The sequence below is a fragment of the Microbacterium sp. genome (assembly GCF_035277845.1).
Classification (GTDB): Bacteria; Actinomycetota; Actinomycetes; order Actinomycetales; family Microbacteriaceae; genus Microbacterium.
In genome coordinates this window covers 1-15,989 of sequence record NZ_DATEJS010000064.1, presented here as the reverse complement: position 1 = coordinate 15,989, position 15,989 = coordinate 1, and the positions used below count along the sequence as shown (strand labels likewise).

Here is a 15,989-nt window from a genome sequence, read left to right as displayed (position 1 = left end):
AACGGGCCGGCGTCTCGCTGTGGGGCACGATCCCCCTCACCGTCGTCGCCGTCGCCGCGGGAGCCCTCGTCGGGGCGTGGAGCGCCGGACCGGTGCTCGGGTCGGTGGCCGCGGCATCCGGTCGGGCCGTGTCCGTCGTCGTCGCACCCGGCGCGGTGGCCGCCGTGGCGGGCGGCATCCTCGTTCTCATCGTCGTCATCGAAGTCGCGGCGCTCGCGACCGATGCGCGCGCCATCAGGAGGGCATCGTGAGCACACCCACCGACGCGGCCATCGCCTGCCGGGGCCTGGTGCGGATCTATGCCGCAAAGGGCATAGAGGTCCAGGCGCTGCAAGGCCTGGACCTCGACATCGGCACCGGCGAGCTGGTCGCGATCGTCGGGGCGTCCGGCTCGGGCAAGTCGACCCTGCTCGGCATCCTGTCCGCGCACGACCGGCCCACCGCCGGCACCGCCGTGGTCGCCGGGATGCCGGTGCAGGCATTGAGTCGCGCGCAGCGGCTGCACTACCGCCGCCGGGTGGTCGGCTTCGTGTGGCAGAACACCGGCCGCAACCTGGTGCCGTACCTGACGATCGACGACAACCTGCGCCTGGCGCGATCGCTCGGCGGTGAGAAGGGTGCCGGACGCACCGCCGAGCTCGTGGAGCTGCTGCAGCTCGGCGACGTGCTCGGGCGCATGCCCGACGAGGTGTCCGGCGGGCAGCGGCAGCGGGCCGCGATCGCGGTCGGCCTCGTGAACGACCCGGCCGTGCTGCTCGCCGACGAGCCCACCGGCGAGCTCGACGACGCGACGAGCGCGGACGTGCTCGAGGCCATGCGGCACATCAACGCCGAGCTCGGCACCACGACCCTCATCGTCACGCACGACGCGACCGTGTCGGAGCACGTCGGCCGCACGATCCAGATCCGCGACGGACGCATCTCGAGCGAGGTGTTCCGCGAAGACCACGACATCCGCTCGGGCACGGGCGTGCACCGCGAGTTCACGGTCGTCGACTCGGTGGGCCGCATGCAGCTGCCCAAGGAGTACCTGGCGGCGCTCGAGATCCGCGACCGGGCCCGCCTGGAGCTGCTCGACGACCACGTCGGCGTGTACCCGGAGCATCCGCGGCGCGCGGCGGTCACGACGGAGGAGGAGCAGGATGCCTGAGACCGTCGTGCGCACGTGCGCGCTGACGCGCACCTACGTCAAGGGCGGCGAGACCGTGCACGCCTGCGACGGCATCGATCTGGAGGTGCCCGCGGGGGAGTTCCTGGTGATCCGGGGCCGGTCGGGCGCCGGCAAGACCACGCTGATGTCGCTGCTCGGCGGCCTGGTGCGCCCCACCGCGGGGATGGTCGAGGTGTGCGGGCAGGATGTCGGCGGAGCATCCGAATCCCGGCTCGTCGCGCTGCGGCGCAGTGCGCTGGCCGGCATCCCGCAGGAGTTCGGGCTGCTCGACGCGCTGACCGCGGCCGAGAACGTGGAGGTGCCGCTGCGCCTCGACGCGGTCTCGCCGAAGCGGCGCGACCGGCTCGTCGCGGAGGCGCTGGATGCCGTGGGCCTCGCCAAGCACGGACGGCAGCGTCCCGGGGAGCTCTCCGGTGGGCAGCAGCAGCGCGTCGCGATCGCCCGGGCCCTGGTGCGCCCGAGCCGGGTGCTGCTGGCCGATGAGCCCACCGGGTCGCTGGACTCGGCCACGGCGGCCGCCATCACCGACGCGCTGCACGCCTACGCCCGCACCCACGGCACCGCGGTGCTGGTGACGACCCACGACCCGGTCGTGGTGGCCCGCGCCGACCGTGTGCTCGAGATGCACGACGGCCGCCTCCGCGACACCCCCGCCCCCGGTCGTTGAGCGAGGAGCGCTCCCCTCTCCCCGGTCGTTGAGCGAGGAGCGCTCCCCTCTCCCCGGTCGTTGAGCGAGGAGCGCAGCGACGAGACGAAACGCAGCACCCCGTCCGGGGCGCACAGTGCGTTTCGTCTCGCTCCGCTCGCTCAACGACCGGGGGTCTCGCTCCGCTCGCTCAACGACCGGGGGTCGCGTCAGCGCGGAAGGGCGACGATGAGCCCCTCGGGCACGATGCGGCAGAGCAATCGCACGGCCTCGCCGAACTCGTCGCCGTCGAGTTCGATCGGCTGCGGGCTCACCGGCGCGGTCTCGATCGCCGCCCCGCGCAGGTAGTGCACGGACGTGTTCTTGCGGCGCTGCACGATGCGCCGTCCGGCGCGGGTGCGCCGCAGCACCGTGTTGTCCCACCACACCTTGCGCCAGACGCCCACCCAGCCGAACCAGCCGGTGGGCTGGAACAGCGCGACATCCAGCACGCCGTCGTCGATCGCGGCATCCGGCACCAGCTCGATGCCGGCCGGCAGCGTGCCGCAGTTGGTGAACAGCATGCTGTGCACCTTCACCGTGTGCAGGCGACGGGAGTCGAGCTGGTACACGGCCCGGAACGGCTGCGCGTTCGGCAGCGCCCGCGCGGCGCCGTCGATGTACGCGATCCAGCCGATCCTCTTCTTCCAGTGCGACCGGGTGTTCGCGATCATCGCGGCATCCAGCCCGATGCCGGCCATCACCACGAACGCCTCGTCCTCGACCGTGCCGTCGGCGCGGGTGATGCGCGCGGTGCCGATGTCGATGGCCCGGTGCTCGCCGCTGAACGTCGCCTCGATCACGGCGTCCAGGTCGGTGAGGGGGAGCTTCAGGTTGCGGGCGAGCACGTTGCCGGTGCCGGACGGGACGATGGTCAGCGGAATGCCGGTGCTCATCATGGTCGCGGACACGGCCCGCACGGTGCCGTCCCCGCCGGCGACGAGCACGGCGTCCACTCCCTCGGCGAGGGCGCGGTGGGTGGCATCCTGCCCGAGGTCGTCGACGGTGGTCTCGTGGAAGATCGGATCGGCCCAGCCGGCGCGCCGCGAGAACTGCACCAGCTTGTGCCGCAGGGAGGCGCCGTCCACCTTGATCGGGTTGTAGACCAGCGCCGCCCGCTTCGCCCCATCCGCACCCATACCAAGCACCCTAGCCGCGTGAATCACTGTGGAAGACTGGTCGGGTGATCGACCTCGCCGTTCTCCGTGATGATCCCGACCTCGTCAAGCGCTCCCAGGTCAAGCGCGGCGAGTCGCCCGACACCGTGGACGAGGCGCTCGCCGCGGACTCCGCCCGTCGTGCCGCGATCACCTCGTTCGAGCAGCTGCGCGCGCAGCAGAACGCGCAGGGCAAGCTCGTCGCCGCCGCTGCGAAAGAGGAGAAGGCGGCACTCGTCGCCGCGGCGAAGGATCTCAGCGCTCAGGTCAAGCAGGCCCAGCAGGCTGTGACGGATGCTGAGACCGCCGCCACCGAGACGCTCAGCCGCATCGAGAACATCGTCATCGACGACGTGCCCGCCGGCGGCGAGGACGACTTCATCACCCTGCGCACGCACGGCGAGCCGGCATCCTTCGACTTCACCCCGCGCGACCACCTCGAGCTCGGCGAGCTGCTCGGCGCGATCGACATGGAGCGCGGCACCAAGGTGTCCGGCAGTCGCTTCTACTTCCTCACCGGCATCGGCGCGCGGCTCGAGTACGCACTCATGTCGCTGGCGCTGCAGCGCGCGGTGGACGCCGGGTTCATCCCGATGATCCCGCCGACGCTCGTGCGTCCCGAGGTGATGCGCGGAACCGGGTTCCTCGGTCAGCACTCCGACGAGGTGTACCGCCTCGAGAAGGAGGACCTCTACCTCGTCGGCACCAGCGAAGTGCCGCTCGCCGGCTACCACATGGACGAGATCATCGACCTGTCCCGGGGCGCCAAGCGCTACGCCGGCTGGTCGACCTGCTACCGCAGCGAGGCGGGGTCCTACGGCAAGGACACCCGCGGCATCATCCGCGTGCACCAGTTCAACAAGCTCGAGATGTTCGTCTACACGACCCCGGAGGATGCCGAGGCCGAGCACCTGCGCCTGGTCGCCATGCAGGAGGGGATGCTGCAGGACCTCGGGCTGAGCTACCGCGTCATCGACGTCGCCGCCGGCGACCTCGGCTCGAGCGCCGCGCGCAAGTACGACGTCGAGGCGTGGGTGCCGACGCAGGACGCCTTCCGCGAGCTGACCTCGACCTCGAACTGCACGAGCTACCAGGCCCGGCGCCTCGACATCCGGCACCGCCCCGGCGGCGACCCGGCCGCGAAGACCGAGCCGGTCGCGACGCTCAACGGCACGCTCGCCACCACCCGCTGGATCGTCGCGCTGCTCGAGACCCACCAGCGCGCCGACGGCTCGGTGCTCGTCCCGGAGGTGCTGCGCCCCTACCTCGGCGGGCTCGAGGTCATGGAGCCGATCGCGTGACCGACACCGCGTCGGGCGACAGGATGGATGCCGCGACCCGCACCGAGGTCGCGGGCCTCATCGCGCTCGACGTCGACGGCACGGTGCTGCTCGCGGACGAGTCCCCGAGCCCCGGCATCCGTGAGGCCGTCGCCCGCGCGCACGAGGCCGGGTACGAGGTGACGCTGGCGACCGGCCGGTCGTGGGCGGGCACGCATCACGTCCTCGACCTGCTCGGCATCCGCCCGGAGTTCGTCGTGTGCGCCAACGGCGCCGTGATCATGCGGCACGGCGGCGACGAGGCCGGGTACGAAAGGTGGCGGGTCGAGACGTTCGACCCGGCGCAGGTGCTCGGGCTGCTGCGCGCCGAGCTGCCGGATGCGCATTTCATGGTCGAGCTCGCGGACGGGCATCGCCTGTACACCGACGTCGCCGTGGGCTGGAACCTCGAAGGTGCCGAGCAGGTGGCGTTCGAGCGGCTGGCAGAACAGCGTGTGTCTCGTGTGGTCGTGGTCGATCCCGGGCGCAGCGACGCCGACTTCCTCGCGCTCACGGAGCGCATCGGCCTGCACTCGGTCAGCTACGCGATCGGCTGGACCGCCTGGCTCGACATCGCCCCGCACGGGGTGGACAAGAGCTCCGCGCTCGAGATCGTGCGCGAGGAGCTGGAGGTCACCGGCCGCGACGTGGTGGTCATCGGCGACGGCCGCAACGACCTCGGCATGTTCGCGTGGGCGCGGGCCGCGGGCGGGCGTGCGGTCGCCATGGCACAGGGGCCGCGGGAGGTGCGGGATGCCGCCACCTCCGTCACCACGTCGGTCGAGCACGGCGGCGTCGCCGCGGCGCTGCAGGCTCTCTGACCCACCGCGGGCCCGGCACCCGCCGGCGGGGTGGGCGAGGGGCGGGTCGGGGCGGTCGGATAGACTCGACCAGATCGACGGATGCCCCGGCATCCGATCGGGAGGGTTGTCCGAGCGGCCGATGGACCTGGTCTTGAAAACCAGTGGGCAGCAATGTCCCGTGGGTTCGAATCCCACACCCTCCGCGCGACCGGGCGTTGGACGAGGAAGCGCGCAGCGCACCCGCGTCGAACGCAGCCGGTCGGGTCGGCCGGTTTCCGAGAGGGTGCGCTGAAGGGAGCAGGATGCCGAAGCCGACGCGCTACACCGTCGCGCAGCACGGCATGCTCCCCACGCCGAGTCCGCTCAAGCAGGCGGTGAAGCTGCTGCTCGTCGCGATCGCGGTCCTGCTCGTCGCGACGACGTCCGTGGGCGCGTTTCTGCTGTACGACCTGTCCTCCACCTACAAGGGACGCGCCGTCACGCTCGAGGACCAGCCCACGCCGCCGGCTTCCGATCAGCCGGCCGCCGGGTCGACGTACACCGCGATGACCGGCGGGGTGAACGTGCTGCTGGTCGGCACGGACATCTGCGAGGCGTCGTACGCGCAGGAGCTCGGCAAGCGCTGCACCGGCCCGCAGGCGAACTACACCTCCGCGAACAACGACGTGAACGTGCTGCTGCACATCTCGGACAACCCGCGCCGGGTGACGGTGATCTCGTTCCCGCGGGACATGATCATCCCGACGCCGTCGTGCGAGCGGCCGGACGGGGGCACCGCGCCCGCGACGTCCGCGTCCATGCTCAACTCGACCTACTCGTACGGCGGGCTGTCGTGCGTGGCCAAGACCATCTCGGCGCTGACCGGCATCGGCATCCCGTACGCGGCATCGATCACGTTCGGCGGCGTCATCAACGTCACCGACGCGATCGGCGGGGTGCAGGTGTGCGTCGCGAACGGGATCGACGACCCGTACACGCACCTGCACCTGTCACCGGGGATGCACACCGTCAAGGGCCTCGAGGCGCTGCAGTTCCTGCGCACCAGGCACGGGCTCGTCGCCGGCAGCGACCTGGCCCGCATCTCGAACCAGCAGCAGTACATGTCGCGGCTGGTGCGCCAGCTGGTGGACGGGGGAGAGCTGTCGAACCCGGTCACGCTGTACAAGCTGGCATCGGCCCTGGTGCGCAACATCACGCCCAGCGACACCCTCACCGATCCCGCGACGCTCGTGCGCATCGCGCTCGCCGTCAAGTCGGTGCCGTTCGATCAGATCGTGATGCTGCAGTATCCGACGGTCGCCGACCCGCACAACGCCAACCGCGTGCTGCCGAACACGGATGCCGCCGCGGTGCTGTTCACCGCGCTGAAGGCGAACAAGCAGTTGAAGATCACGTCGCTCGAGAGTCCCGGGTACGGAGTGGTGCCGCAGGTGACGACCGGGGGCCCGTCTCCGTCTCCGTCGGGGTCGGGGTCGGGGTCGGGTTCGGGGTCTGCGTCGCCGAGCCCGTCCGCGACGCCGGGCGACGAGGTGGCGCTGCCGTCCACGATCTCCGGCACCACGGCCGCCGACAACACGTGCGCCAACGGCAACCGGCGCTGAGTGGACGTGCGCGGTTGCGCGCGGGCTCGGGTGCCGCGGCTCGGGTTGTCGGCTCTGCGGTGAGGCACCTCGCCCCGGCCGAGACACCCCGCTCCACACCCCGCTGCGCGCGGTGTGTCATCCGAAACAAGGTGTTTCGAGTGCGGCTGCCGCATGCCGCCGGGCTGGTTCGGGGCAGCCCTCACGACCAGGTAGTATGGGGATCCGCGCCTTCGGGCGCGAGGAGACGTCGCATAGTCAGGCCTAGTGCACCACCCTGCTAAGGTGGAGACCCCTCACGGGGTCCGAGGGTTCAAATCCCTCCGTCTCCGCAAGAGAACAGCTGATCAGAAGCTAATTCCCGCGCTCAGCCTTGAGCAGGGTAACAGCCGGTTTTGCGGCAGAATTCGCGCCAGGTGTCCCCCAGGTGTCCCCCGCCTGATTTTCGGTCTCGGCGAGGGCCAGGCGCTGGGCGTGCGCGCGTCGCTGTCCTTCACCCAGGATGTGGGCGTACACCGCCAAGACCGTTCGGGAGTCGTCGCCGAGGTATTCGGCGACCTCGTGGATTGGTGTTCCGAGTCGCAGCCACGTCGATGCCGCGAAATGGCGCAGAGAGTGACGTTCGAATCCGAGTGGGAACTTGTTGACCACGCCGACCGACAGCTGACGCCCGACCTGATTCGTGAAGAGGTATTCGTCGGGCGCCTTGTCGAATGAATGCAGCCGGAAGATCTCAAGCGCCCGCGGCGAAAGCGGGAGGGTCCGGGTTCCACGCCACGTCTTCGTTTCCTTCTCCTCGTAGCGGTCCGAGTGCGAGCGCGTGACGACGAGTTGCGCGAATGGGATCTCGGCGAGCGCGTCGACCCGGAGCGCGCGTGCCTCACCCCACCGGATGCCCGTGAGCGCCATGAACTCGAAGACGTCCGCCACGTCGGCTCGTCGCGCCCGGATGCGGGCTAGAGCCTCGTTCAGACGAGTAGCAGATGGCACATCCTTCGGACTGATGGCGCGCTGCGCGGTGGCACCGAGCTCAGGGATCCTCTTCATCGTCCGTACGGGGTGGGGCTGGTGCAGTAACCCCTGCTCGGAGGCGAACGTGAAGAGCGCACTCAGAGTGGTCTTCTCTCGGGCGACGGTTGAGGGCTTCTTTCGCTCCAGTTGCTGCGTGAGGTGGCTCCGAATGTCGCCGGAATGGATGGACGACAGCGGTCGCCGGAGAAGACTTACGGGGAGGGCCGCGATGCCGTTGCGGTCGGTATCGACCGTGTGAGGGTTGCCGCCTGCCCGACTGGCCAGGAATTCGTCGACGAGTTGCTGCAGCGTGAAGGAGCGCTTCGGTGCGAGCGGGAGGCCAGTCTCGAGGCGGTGCTTCTGATCCCGCTCCCACGCCTCTGCTTCGCGTTTGGTATCGAACGCCTTCGACGCGATAGGGTCTCGCCCGGCCTTCACTCGCACGAAGTAGTAGGTCTTACCGGTCTTGGTCTTGCGCGGAGTGATGCTCATGTCGCGATGCCGGCGAGACGCTGAATGTCGATCCGACGGTAGACGCGGCGATGCTCAGTGAGGGCGATCGGCTCGATGGGGGCATGACCGGCGAGCGCGAGCGTGCGAAGCGTCGTCCGATGAATGCCGAGCAGGGCGGCGGCCTCGGCCTCGGAGTAGAAGAGACAGTCCAGTTGCGCTCGATCAGAAGGGAAAACACGGCTGGATCCGTGCGGTGACTCCCACTCCGAAACGTTCTCATCCGTGTCCATGACCGACTCCTCGCATTGGCTAGCTCTCGCTGGCCGGCCGTCCAACGTTCGACTTGAGCCCGAGCAGCCGTCCAGCTGCCCTCGACTTCTGGATCCAGTCGCCGGCGGTGCGCTCGGGCACGTCCAGCTCAAACGAGATCAGCTTCACGGGGGGAAGGCTGGCGAGCGCCGCGGTGGCGTACAGGATCTCGATGGCGTCCCAGCGCTCGTCTTTGGCGCCTCGCTTAGTGACCGCTTCGACCAGCCACGGAGGCAGTATTCGACCTTCCGATCCGGTCAAGTCGGAGATAGTGACGACGTGTGAATCGCTTCCCTCCTGCATTGTCAGCGTGATGCAGTGGGGTACTGCCGCCTGCACGATCGCCTGCGGCGCAGTGTGTCGAAGGCGAAGTTCGTCGAACTCCTCACGGATCGCGCGATTCACGATGGTCATCGGGATATAGCGGCCACGATCGCTGGCGAAGCGGGCCTCAATCGTCGTTTCGATGCCACTGTCCTCGTCTATCGCCGTCGCAATGAACGCGGGGGCGATGTGCAGAACCGCTCCAATCGGCACAGTCGCGTGCTCCGCAGACATCGGCTGACCATCAAGGGTTGTCACTTCGACCTTCACCTCCTCAGTTTGCTCTACTGCGCTCGCATTCGGCAGAAATCCTCTTGACACACTATACGGCTAAGGCGTGTACTAATGTCAAACAGATTTTGAGATCAGCAAGAAAGCTGGAGCCGATGAACATCGTGGCTGTCGCCAACCAGAAGGGCGGGGTCGGGAAGACGACCGTCGCGATGCAACTCGGTGCCTCGTTGTCGCGGCGATTCCGTGTTCTTCTGGTCGACGTCGATCCGCAGCAGTCCACGGCTTGGTGGGCGGCGAACGCCGACAGCCAGCTGCCGTTCGACTTCGCCGGCGCCCAGCATCCGAACATGCTCGCTCGCCTGCGCGAGCTGCATTCGGAGTACGACTTCGTGTTCGTCGACACCCCAGGAAGTCTCGAGGACGCACCGATTCTTGAGACCGTCCTGGATTCGGCGGACTTTGCCCTCGTTCCTCTGACGCCCGAGTGGCTTACGGTCGACCCGACGCTGCGGACGATCGAACGGCTCATCGAGCCGAGGCATCTTCGTCACTCGGTGCTGCTGAACCGCATCGATCCTCGGGTTCCCCTCCAACTGGACCGGTGGCGCAAGTTCTTGGACACGGATGTCGGTATCCCGCGTCTGGAGTCGTATCTGCGGCAGTACAAGGCACAGGCGGAAGCGCCGATCCTGGGGCAGCTCGTCACCACACTGCGAGACAACCGTCAGACAGCTGGTGCGATCGCCGACATCACCCGAGTCGGCCTTGAACTCAGCGAGCTTTTCACTCCGGCTCCCGCTCTGGCGAGGCGGTGGTGACTATGGCCAAGGTCGACCTCTCCGCCAAGCTCCGAACGGCACGTGCACGCATCGACGCTGAAAGCGCCGATGCTGCAGGAGGGGTGCTCCCGAAGTTTGCTCAACTCACCCGGAAGGAAGCTCGCGTCCGGGAGGACCAGTACGCCGCCCTGTCGGCGTTGGCGCGGAGCCTGATGCGCCGCCGGCACGCGAAGGGCGAGCGGATCACGGAGAACACTCTGATCCGTATTGCGATCGACCTGCTTCTCCAGCACAAGGACGCGTTGCGCGGTGCCTCCGAGGAGCAACTTCGCAGCTCCGTCACTTCCGCGATTCGAGAGTCCGGAAGTCCCGAACCCCCACATCCTCGGGTGTCCGAAGTCCCCGGGCGCCGATCAGCTTCCGGCGCGATCGCAGCCTCACCCTCTGCGGAGGAGGACGTCGGATGGTGAGCGTCACGGTCTGCACGACGGGTCCCGGTTGTATGCAGTGCAAGATGACCGAGGATCTCCTGCGGGAGCTCGGCATCCGGTTCACCGTGGTCGACCTTCACGACAATCCGAACGGTCGGCTTCTGCAGCACGTGACTGCCGACCTCGGATACACCCAAGCCCCCGTTGTCCTCGTCGACGGCGACCCCACCCGCCACTGGTCCGGATTCCAGGACGACCTCCTCAAACGCCTCGCGGCGGACCCGAACGATCAGTCCGGCCGCGCCAGGTCGGCCTAGGGGCGATCGTGACTGACGAAGAGGAAATCGCTCGTCGCGAGGAGGATGTGCGCCTGCAGATCGTGCACGCCCGCCAGGCACTGCAGAACATCGAGCAACGCAAGAGAGAAGCGCGACGTGCCTACCAGCGGGAGTGGTACGCGAAGAACCGCGACCAGCAGTTGGAGTATCAGCGCCAGTACCGGCAGGCGGCTCGCGAGAAGGATCCCGAGAAATTCGCGGAGCAGCGCCGTGGGCGTGCGCAACGCTGGCGGGACCGGCACAAGGAGCAGGAGAACGCGAAGATCCGCGAGAAGTATCACGCGGACCCTGAGCCGATCCGTGCGCGACGACGCGAGTACTACGCCGAGCATGCCGAACAGCTCCGCGCACAGCGACGCGCCCACTACCGGGCACATAAGGACAAGGAACTCGCCGCCCAGGCGGCCTGGCGCGACCGGGAGAAGACCCGCAGACAGATCGGCCTCCCACCTCGACGCCTCCACGTCACACCCTCCATTGAACGACGAGCGAGCCTCGCATCAGCGGAGGCCTTCTTCACGCGCACACGAACCCAGGCAGAGCTCGATCGGGCGCTGGAGGAGATCGCCACACCTCCGGAACTGATCGCAGCCTGGAAACGCGACTGCCTCCGCGCCCGCGCCACCCACCACCTGTCACAGCAACACCAAGAACTCGCAAGGCTGCAGCTCGAGCTCGGGAAGCGACTGGCTCAACAGCGCCCACCACGAACGGAAGACGCGCGAATGGACGACATCGCCCAGGGCATCAACGAACGACTCCGAACACATCCACGCCGCCCCCAACCACAGCGAGACACCGCGGCGCCACATCCACTCGCCACGAACCAGACCAACCCGATGGGAATGAACCGATGACCTACCCCGCCCAGATCACTTCACGTCAGGATCGTTCCTCCGCTGAGGCCTGCCTGTACCGCGTTGCCATCTCCGCCTTCACCTACTACCCCGACAAGGAACAGCAAGCACCCGGCTACACACTCACCGAAGACATCGACTGGTGCGCCGCCCCGCTCGCCGGCCTCCCGTCGGAAAGGCTCCGCGTCCTGCGACGGATGATCTCACAGCAACTGACCGATCCCACCGCAGACCACCAGGCATTCATCGCTGCCCTCCGCGAGCACCTCCCTGACGAGGAACAATCATGGCCGTCATCCTGACCATTGCGATCATCGGACCAGCGTGCTGCGTCGCGGCGCTACTGCCCGCCGCTGCATACAGCCTGGTGCTACTCCGATTCCGGGCCGCCTGGCGGATCGCAGTGGCCATCGCCGTGCTCATCGCCATCATCGTTGTGGCCGCGACTGTCCTCAGCGCGGCGGGGTCTGATCCGCTCCTCCGAGCCGGTTTGTACGCGTCGCGCTCGAGCGTGGCTCAGCGAGCGCGCGCTGAATCGCGCTCGTACTCACTCCGAGGGCCCTACTGATCTGGGCGAACGATCGGTTCTGATTCCGCAGCTCGCGCGCAATCGCGAGTCGCTCCTCGGTGATCACAGACGGGCGCCCAGCGCGCCGACCGTCGGCGGCCGCGACCACCATGCCATGCCGAGTTCGCAGACCGATCAACCGACGCCGAAGCCCATCCAGGGCAGCGAACAGGTCATCCGGATCAACCATCTGGCCAGACGACAGCGCTGGCTCAGAGAGAGACAGGAACGTCACGCCGCGACTGACGAGATCCGAACGGAACCCCAGGAACTGGTTGACGGTGTGCACGATCCGCGCGGCGCTTGTCACGATCACGCTGTCGCCGGCGGCGAGAGTGCGGATGAACTCGTCCAACCCCGCCATTTCGGAAGTCTGGGAGACTGTGACTTCGGTGAACACCACCGTGGCGCCGGCGCGACGAAGCGCATCGATGTCGTCGGCAACGTCGACGTCTCCGACCAGATGACGGGTGTAGCCGACGATCTTGGTCATCGACCTATTCCGTCGCCCTCGACCGACGCCGGTGTTACCACTGGTGCCGCGAGATCTACGGGGGCGGCGCGCGCGGAACGCCTCTCTCGAAGTTGCACGAGCCGCGACCCATACTCAAGTTCCTGTCGGGAAACCATGGCCGACCCTCGTGGGACTGTGAGCCGCGGCACGATCTCGTTCAGCGCGACCTCGTGAAGCTCGATGAGGCAATCGACAAGCAATGGATGAGACCGGGTGCTCGACATCTCGAACTCGGTAATGCGCCGAAGCTCGCTCATCCACTCCGCTGACTCAAGGGGCGTCAGTCGCGCGCTCTCTGCTGCGAGCAGCTGTCGCGTGGCGGCACCGCGTGCGTCCGCTCGGTCTTCGCCTGAGGGATCGAATACAGCAACGCCCCGGTGATCGAGTATGGACAGCCGATCGATCGTCTCCGCCAGAGTCGTCTGCTCCACGATCGAGTGCACGTTCGCTCGAGCGGCGTCGTGACCTGCTACATCCACAGGAGTGCCGACACCGTTGTCTCGGAGCTCACGAGCGTACGCGGACACCAGGGCGAGAAGTGTCTGTGCGCGCACGCCAGCCACGATCACGATGTGAGTCCGATAACCCTCTCGAGCGAACAAGCTTGCGGTCCCGGTCACGGCGGGAGCTGACAGCCCGTCGCCTTCGATGATCAATGACCGTCGGTCTTGGCGCGCACGCCGAATCAAGGCTGCACTCCATGCGACCGCCGCTTCCCTCACCACGCTCAGATCGGATGGTGACGAGGCGACAAGGAAGTCTGGGTGAAAGCCCGCGAGTAGCTCGGTGCTCAGGACCACCGTGCTGGCCGGTGTTCGGGCGAGAACCTGTGCTGTACAACGTGCGGCCCCGGCGCCCGGGACGCCTGTGATAATTGCGAGCGTCGGTTGCCCAGAGGTCTTCTCGGGGAAGATGGCCGGGACGATGTCCGCCTCGAGGATCTCGTCCAGCATCACCGACGTCAACTCGCGGACGCTCATGACGCGTCAGCCTTTAACTCATCGACGCGTCGTTGCAAAGCGTTCGATAGGCGAACGATCGCATCCCGATTGAATCCATCGAGTGACTTGATGGCCACGTGAGCATGTCGCAGCTCCTCAAGCGCCGAGCCGGATGGAGACGTGGCCCGCGCTCTCCGCAACAGCAACGCCTCCAGTTCCACAAACACTGCGCGCATCCGCGAGAAGGCGAGCGAGTCGCCCGTTCGCCAAGTCACGCTCGTACGAGTCAATACGCACCCCCAGTGGTCGACAGCCTATCGCCAAACCGAAAAGGACGACCGCGTGATTTCGGGTCAGTCGTCGTGGACTTGTGGTGCTGCTTCGAACTCCAATTCGAGCCCTGGAGCGATGGTCTTCGGCGTTCGCGTTCGACCCGACGGACCAGGCGTGGGGGTGCTCTCGCAGGTCGTTGCGAGAGCACCACCGTTGCTACTTCTTGCGCTGGGACAGCGCGCTGGCAGCGATGCTCTTCGTCCGGCTTGACGAACGTCCGTCAGCGAGGGCCTTCGAGGCCTTCGACGCGACCGTCTTGCTCGTGACGCGGTTCTGCGACTTAGCCATGCGGCATACTCCTTTCCCACCCACGTGCGGTACGGTCGGGAGTCCACTGACTAAGTGACTCCGTGCCCTCTCGAACGACCTCGAGAGGGCACGACCGGTATCGGGAGCTTGCAAGCCCGTGGGTGCGGGCGGCAAGGTTCGGGCCGGCGGCCCGGACGTGTTCGAGGAGGCGTTGCATCAGTCGTCGTCTCCGATCAAGACAGCGCGAGCGATGCGTACGAGCCCTCGAAGAGCTTGGCGGGACCGTCTGCTGCGGTGAGCTGTAAGCAAAACAGGCGCCAGTAGAGCTGCCAGAGCTGATCGTGCGGTGCGAGGTAAGTGATGAACAGCCCAAGCTTGATGGCCGCCTCGTGGGAGATCATTTGCCCGTGGGAGTGCCACTTCTTGGTGTTGCTGAGCTCGTTGGCGATCCGGGTTGCCTCCGCCTCGTCCTTCACCATGGCGGTCGCGAGTAGCGCCTCCGCGATCGAACGGGATCGGGTCGTTATCCGCTCGAGCTTGCGAACGGTTGCCGGCTCCATCTTTGAAAGCATGAGACGCGCCACGGCGTCGTCGGGATCAATCTTCAGATTCGTGGCGTGAAGGTCAAAGGCGTCGAGGTAACTCTGAGCCGAGAAGGTCTGAAGATGGCCGTTTTCGTTGGGAATGCTGACCTGGGGATCGATCACGCCCAGCTCGGAGGAGTCGGACATAAGGATCGCATCAGCGCCGAGGGCCATGAGGGTGGCTGCGCTCTTTGCATAGTCCGGAATAACGACACGGACCTGTGCCTTACCCGCACGTTTGCGGATCAGTGCGATGAGCTTCTCCGCCGCGTCGATGTTTCCTCCCGGCGAGTGCAGCAAGAGGTCGATGGCTGAGCCCGGGACCACGTTGTGGAGAAGGTCGACCATTGCGATGACGTCTTGGCGGTCGATCTCGGAGTTGGGGGCAACGTAACAGATGAGGGTGGTTTGGGTGAGCTGCTCGATCTGCTTGATCAGCGCCTGTCGGACGTATCGCGCCGCATGCATCGCCTCGTAAAGAGGGGTCTTCGATGGGATCTTGGGTCCAGGGGTCGGCGCGGGAGCGATGACAGGAGTGGGGACGTAGGTGGGTGAGTCCTCCTCGGCGTCTTCTGCGGGAGTCATTCGTGGTTCCTTCTTTCGATCCATCGGGTGCGGCCGTCGCGCATGATGTAGTGGCAGTGCCCAGCGTGGCTGTGTTCGTCGACGCTGGGGATCAGGGTGATCGGGTAGTCGTTTGTGATGCGCCATCGAGGGTAGTGGTCGCCGTCGAGATTCAGCATCACGCGGTGGCCGCGTTCGCACGGGCAGTCGAACACCAGCCATTTCTGGTGGGCTCTCGTACCGACGATCACCGCATGGCGTGCAGGAATGATGTCGGGGATGTCGGTTACGGACTCGGTGCGCAGGTCGGCCTTCCACCGCCGCCAGTAGCACAGCCGTTTCAGGACGACCAATTCAACTCCAGGAACATCTCCCGATCCGTCCCGATGCGCGGGGTAAACGGGTCGCAGTAGTGATCCGGGCGGGGGTTTTGGGTGTTTGCTCGCACGGCGCGGTCGTGGAGGTAGAGGATGAGTTCGGTCGGGCTCGGGGTTTCGCCATATCCGACGAGACGCTCGATGAACTCGCTGACCGCGCTCGCTGCGACCAGCGTGGTGAATGCGACGACGGCGGGTTCCACGCCGGGGAGAGCGGGTGCGTATCCCTCCTTCTCCAGCCTCTGTTGCTCGTCCGCGGCGCGGATCTCGGCGTCCGCTAGGCGCAGGTCGATTCGATCTCGGCAGGTGAGGCAGGCCGCACCGGGGTAGAGCGTCGTGACACGGCCGAAGATCCCCGAGATGATGCCGTCGAGGCCCGAGTGGATCTGGATGCCGCAGTCAATAAGG

Annotated in this window: 20 protein-coding genes, 2 tRNA genes and 1 pseudogene; 13 read left to right on the top strand and 10 right to left on the bottom strand. The window is 67.1% G+C overall.

Going from position 1 to position 15,989, the window contains the following annotated elements; translation table 11 throughout:
* From VJR25_RS02785 to VJR25_RS02775, 3 genes are all read left to right on the top strand, one after another.
* The coding region (locus VJR25_RS02785; protein ID WP_324112295.1) for a hypothetical protein at positions 1-251 on the top strand (251 nt) is incomplete at its 5' end.
* Positions 248-1,150: an ABC transporter ATP-binding protein gene (locus VJR25_RS02780; RefSeq protein ID WP_324112293.1), complete on the top strand. Its 903-nt coding sequence runs from the start codon at positions 248-250 to the stop codon at positions 1,148-1,150. The genes VJR25_RS02785 and VJR25_RS02780, both read left to right, overlap by 4 nt.
* The gene (locus tag VJR25_RS02775; RefSeq protein WP_324112292.1) at positions 1,143-1,838 is read left to right on the top strand and encodes an ABC transporter ATP-binding protein; all 696 of its coding nucleotides are present in this window, start codon (positions 1,143-1,145) and stop codon (positions 1,836-1,838) included. Before VJR25_RS02780 ends, VJR25_RS02775 begins: the two co-directional genes overlap by 8 nt.
* A gap of 188 nt (positions 1,839-2,026) precedes the next feature.
* On the opposite strand, the gene VJR25_RS02770 is transcribed toward VJR25_RS02775, so the two are convergent.
* Entirely contained in the window at positions 2,027-2,995 is a 969-nt protein-coding gene (locus VJR25_RS02770; RefSeq protein ID WP_324112289.1) for a diacylglycerol/lipid kinase family protein, read from the bottom strand.
* 44 nt (positions 2,996-3,039) lie between these two features.
* Between VJR25_RS02770 and serS the strand changes: the two genes are divergently transcribed.
* From serS to VJR25_RS02745, 5 genes are all read left to right on the top strand, one after another.
* Positions 3,040-4,314 carry a serine--tRNA ligase gene (gene serS, locus VJR25_RS02765; protein WP_324112287.1) on the top strand — a complete coding sequence of 425 codons (1,275 nt, stop codon included), beginning with the start codon at positions 3,040-3,042 and terminating at the stop codon, positions 4,312-4,314.
* A complete protein-coding gene (locus tag VJR25_RS02760) occupies positions 4,311-5,153 on the top strand; it encodes an HAD family hydrolase (RefSeq protein ID WP_324112285.1) in 843 nt (280 codons plus the stop codon). The genes serS and VJR25_RS02760 overlap by 4 nt, the downstream gene beginning before the upstream one ends.
* A gap of 100 nt (positions 5,154-5,253) precedes the next feature.
* A tRNA-Ser gene (locus VJR25_RS02755) sits at positions 5,254-5,338 on the top strand.
* 99 nt (positions 5,339-5,437) lie between these two features.
* Positions 5,438-6,736, top strand: coding sequence for an LCP family protein (locus VJR25_RS02750; RefSeq protein WP_324112282.1), 1,299 nt, complete (start codon positions 5,438-5,440; stop codon positions 6,734-6,736).
* Positions 6,737-6,958: 222 nt separating this feature from the next.
* Positions 6,959-7,047, top strand: a tRNA-Ser gene (locus VJR25_RS02745).
* Between the two features lie 22 nt (positions 7,048-7,069).
* Here VJR25_RS02745 and VJR25_RS02740 read toward each other — a convergent pair.
* Genes VJR25_RS02740 through VJR25_RS02730 form a run of 3 tightly spaced genes read right to left on the bottom strand, consistent with a single transcriptional unit; the run spans position 7,070 to position 9,082 of the window.
* On the bottom strand, positions 7,070-8,218 hold the full coding sequence (locus VJR25_RS02740) for a tyrosine-type recombinase/integrase (RefSeq protein WP_324112280.1): 1,149 nt from the start codon (positions 8,216-8,218) through the stop codon (positions 7,070-7,072).
* The gene (locus VJR25_RS02735) at positions 8,215-8,469 is read right to left on the bottom strand and encodes a hypothetical protein (protein WP_324112278.1); all 255 of its coding nucleotides are present in this window, start codon (positions 8,467-8,469) and stop codon (positions 8,215-8,217) included. The genes VJR25_RS02740 and VJR25_RS02735 overlap by 4 nt, the downstream gene beginning before the upstream one ends.
* 19 nt (positions 8,470-8,488) lie before the next feature.
* Positions 8,489-9,082: a hypothetical protein gene (locus VJR25_RS02730; protein WP_324112276.1), complete on the bottom strand. Its 594-nt coding sequence runs from the start codon at positions 9,080-9,082 to the stop codon at positions 8,489-8,491.
* A gap of 116 nt (positions 9,083-9,198) precedes the next feature.
* On the opposite strand from VJR25_RS02730, the gene VJR25_RS02725 reads away from it, so the two are divergent.
* Genes VJR25_RS02725 through VJR25_RS02705 form a run of 5 tightly spaced genes read left to right on the top strand, consistent with a single transcriptional unit; the run spans position 9,199 to position 11,753 of the window.
* Complete coding sequence (locus tag VJR25_RS02725) at positions 9,199-9,864, top strand: ParA family protein (protein WP_324112273.1); 666 nt, start codon at positions 9,199-9,201, stop codon at positions 9,862-9,864.
* A gap of 2 nt (positions 9,865-9,866) precedes the next feature.
* The gene (locus VJR25_RS02720; RefSeq protein ID WP_324112271.1) at positions 9,867-10,295 is read left to right on the top strand and encodes a hypothetical protein; all 429 of its coding nucleotides are present in this window, start codon (positions 9,867-9,869) and stop codon (positions 10,293-10,295) included.
* Positions 10,289-10,573, top strand: a complete 285-nt coding sequence (locus VJR25_RS02715) for a glutaredoxin family protein (protein WP_324112269.1) — start codon at positions 10,289-10,291, stop codon at positions 10,571-10,573. Before VJR25_RS02720 ends, VJR25_RS02715 begins: the two co-directional genes overlap by 7 nt.
* A gap of 8 nt (positions 10,574-10,581) precedes the next feature.
* Positions 10,582-11,451, top strand: coding sequence for a hypothetical protein (locus VJR25_RS02710; protein ID WP_324112267.1), 870 nt, complete (start codon positions 10,582-10,584; stop codon positions 11,449-11,451).
* Entirely contained in the window at positions 11,448-11,753 is a 306-nt protein-coding gene (locus VJR25_RS02705; protein ID WP_324112266.1) for a hypothetical protein, read from the top strand. The genes VJR25_RS02710 and VJR25_RS02705 overlap by 4 nt, the downstream gene beginning before the upstream one ends.
* 150 nt (positions 11,754-11,903) lie before the next feature.
* Here the strand turns inward: VJR25_RS02705 and VJR25_RS02700 are convergent, their stop codons facing one another.
* The 6 genes and pseudogenes from VJR25_RS02700 to VJR25_RS02675 all read right to left on the bottom strand — a co-directional run.
* On the bottom strand, positions 11,904-12,512 hold the full coding sequence (locus VJR25_RS02700) for a recombinase family protein (protein ID WP_324112265.1): 609 nt from the start codon (positions 12,510-12,512) through the stop codon (positions 11,904-11,906).
* On the bottom strand, positions 12,509-13,513 hold the full coding sequence (locus tag VJR25_RS02695; protein ID WP_324112263.1) for a zeta toxin family protein: 1,005 nt from the start codon (positions 13,511-13,513) through the stop codon (positions 12,509-12,511). The genes VJR25_RS02700 and VJR25_RS02695 overlap by 4 nt, the downstream gene beginning before the upstream one ends.
* Before the next feature lie 450 nt (positions 13,514-13,963).
* Positions 13,964-14,095, bottom strand: a complete 132-nt coding sequence (locus tag VJR25_RS02690) for a hypothetical protein (protein ID WP_324112261.1) — start codon at positions 14,093-14,095, stop codon at positions 13,964-13,966.
* 194 nt (positions 14,096-14,289) lie between these two features.
* Positions 14,290-15,225, bottom strand: coding sequence for an SDH family Clp fold serine proteinase (locus VJR25_RS02685; protein ID WP_324112259.1), 936 nt, complete (start codon positions 15,223-15,225; stop codon positions 14,290-14,292).
* Positions 15,222-15,557, bottom strand: a complete 336-nt coding sequence (locus VJR25_RS02680) for a DUF6527 family protein (RefSeq protein WP_324112257.1) — start codon at positions 15,555-15,557, stop codon at positions 15,222-15,224. The genes VJR25_RS02685 and VJR25_RS02680 overlap by 4 nt, the downstream gene beginning before the upstream one ends.
* A pseudogene (locus tag VJR25_RS02675) lies at positions 15,545-15,989 on the bottom strand (hypothetical protein); the annotation flags it as partial. The pseudogene VJR25_RS02675 and the gene VJR25_RS02680, both read right to left, overlap by 13 nt.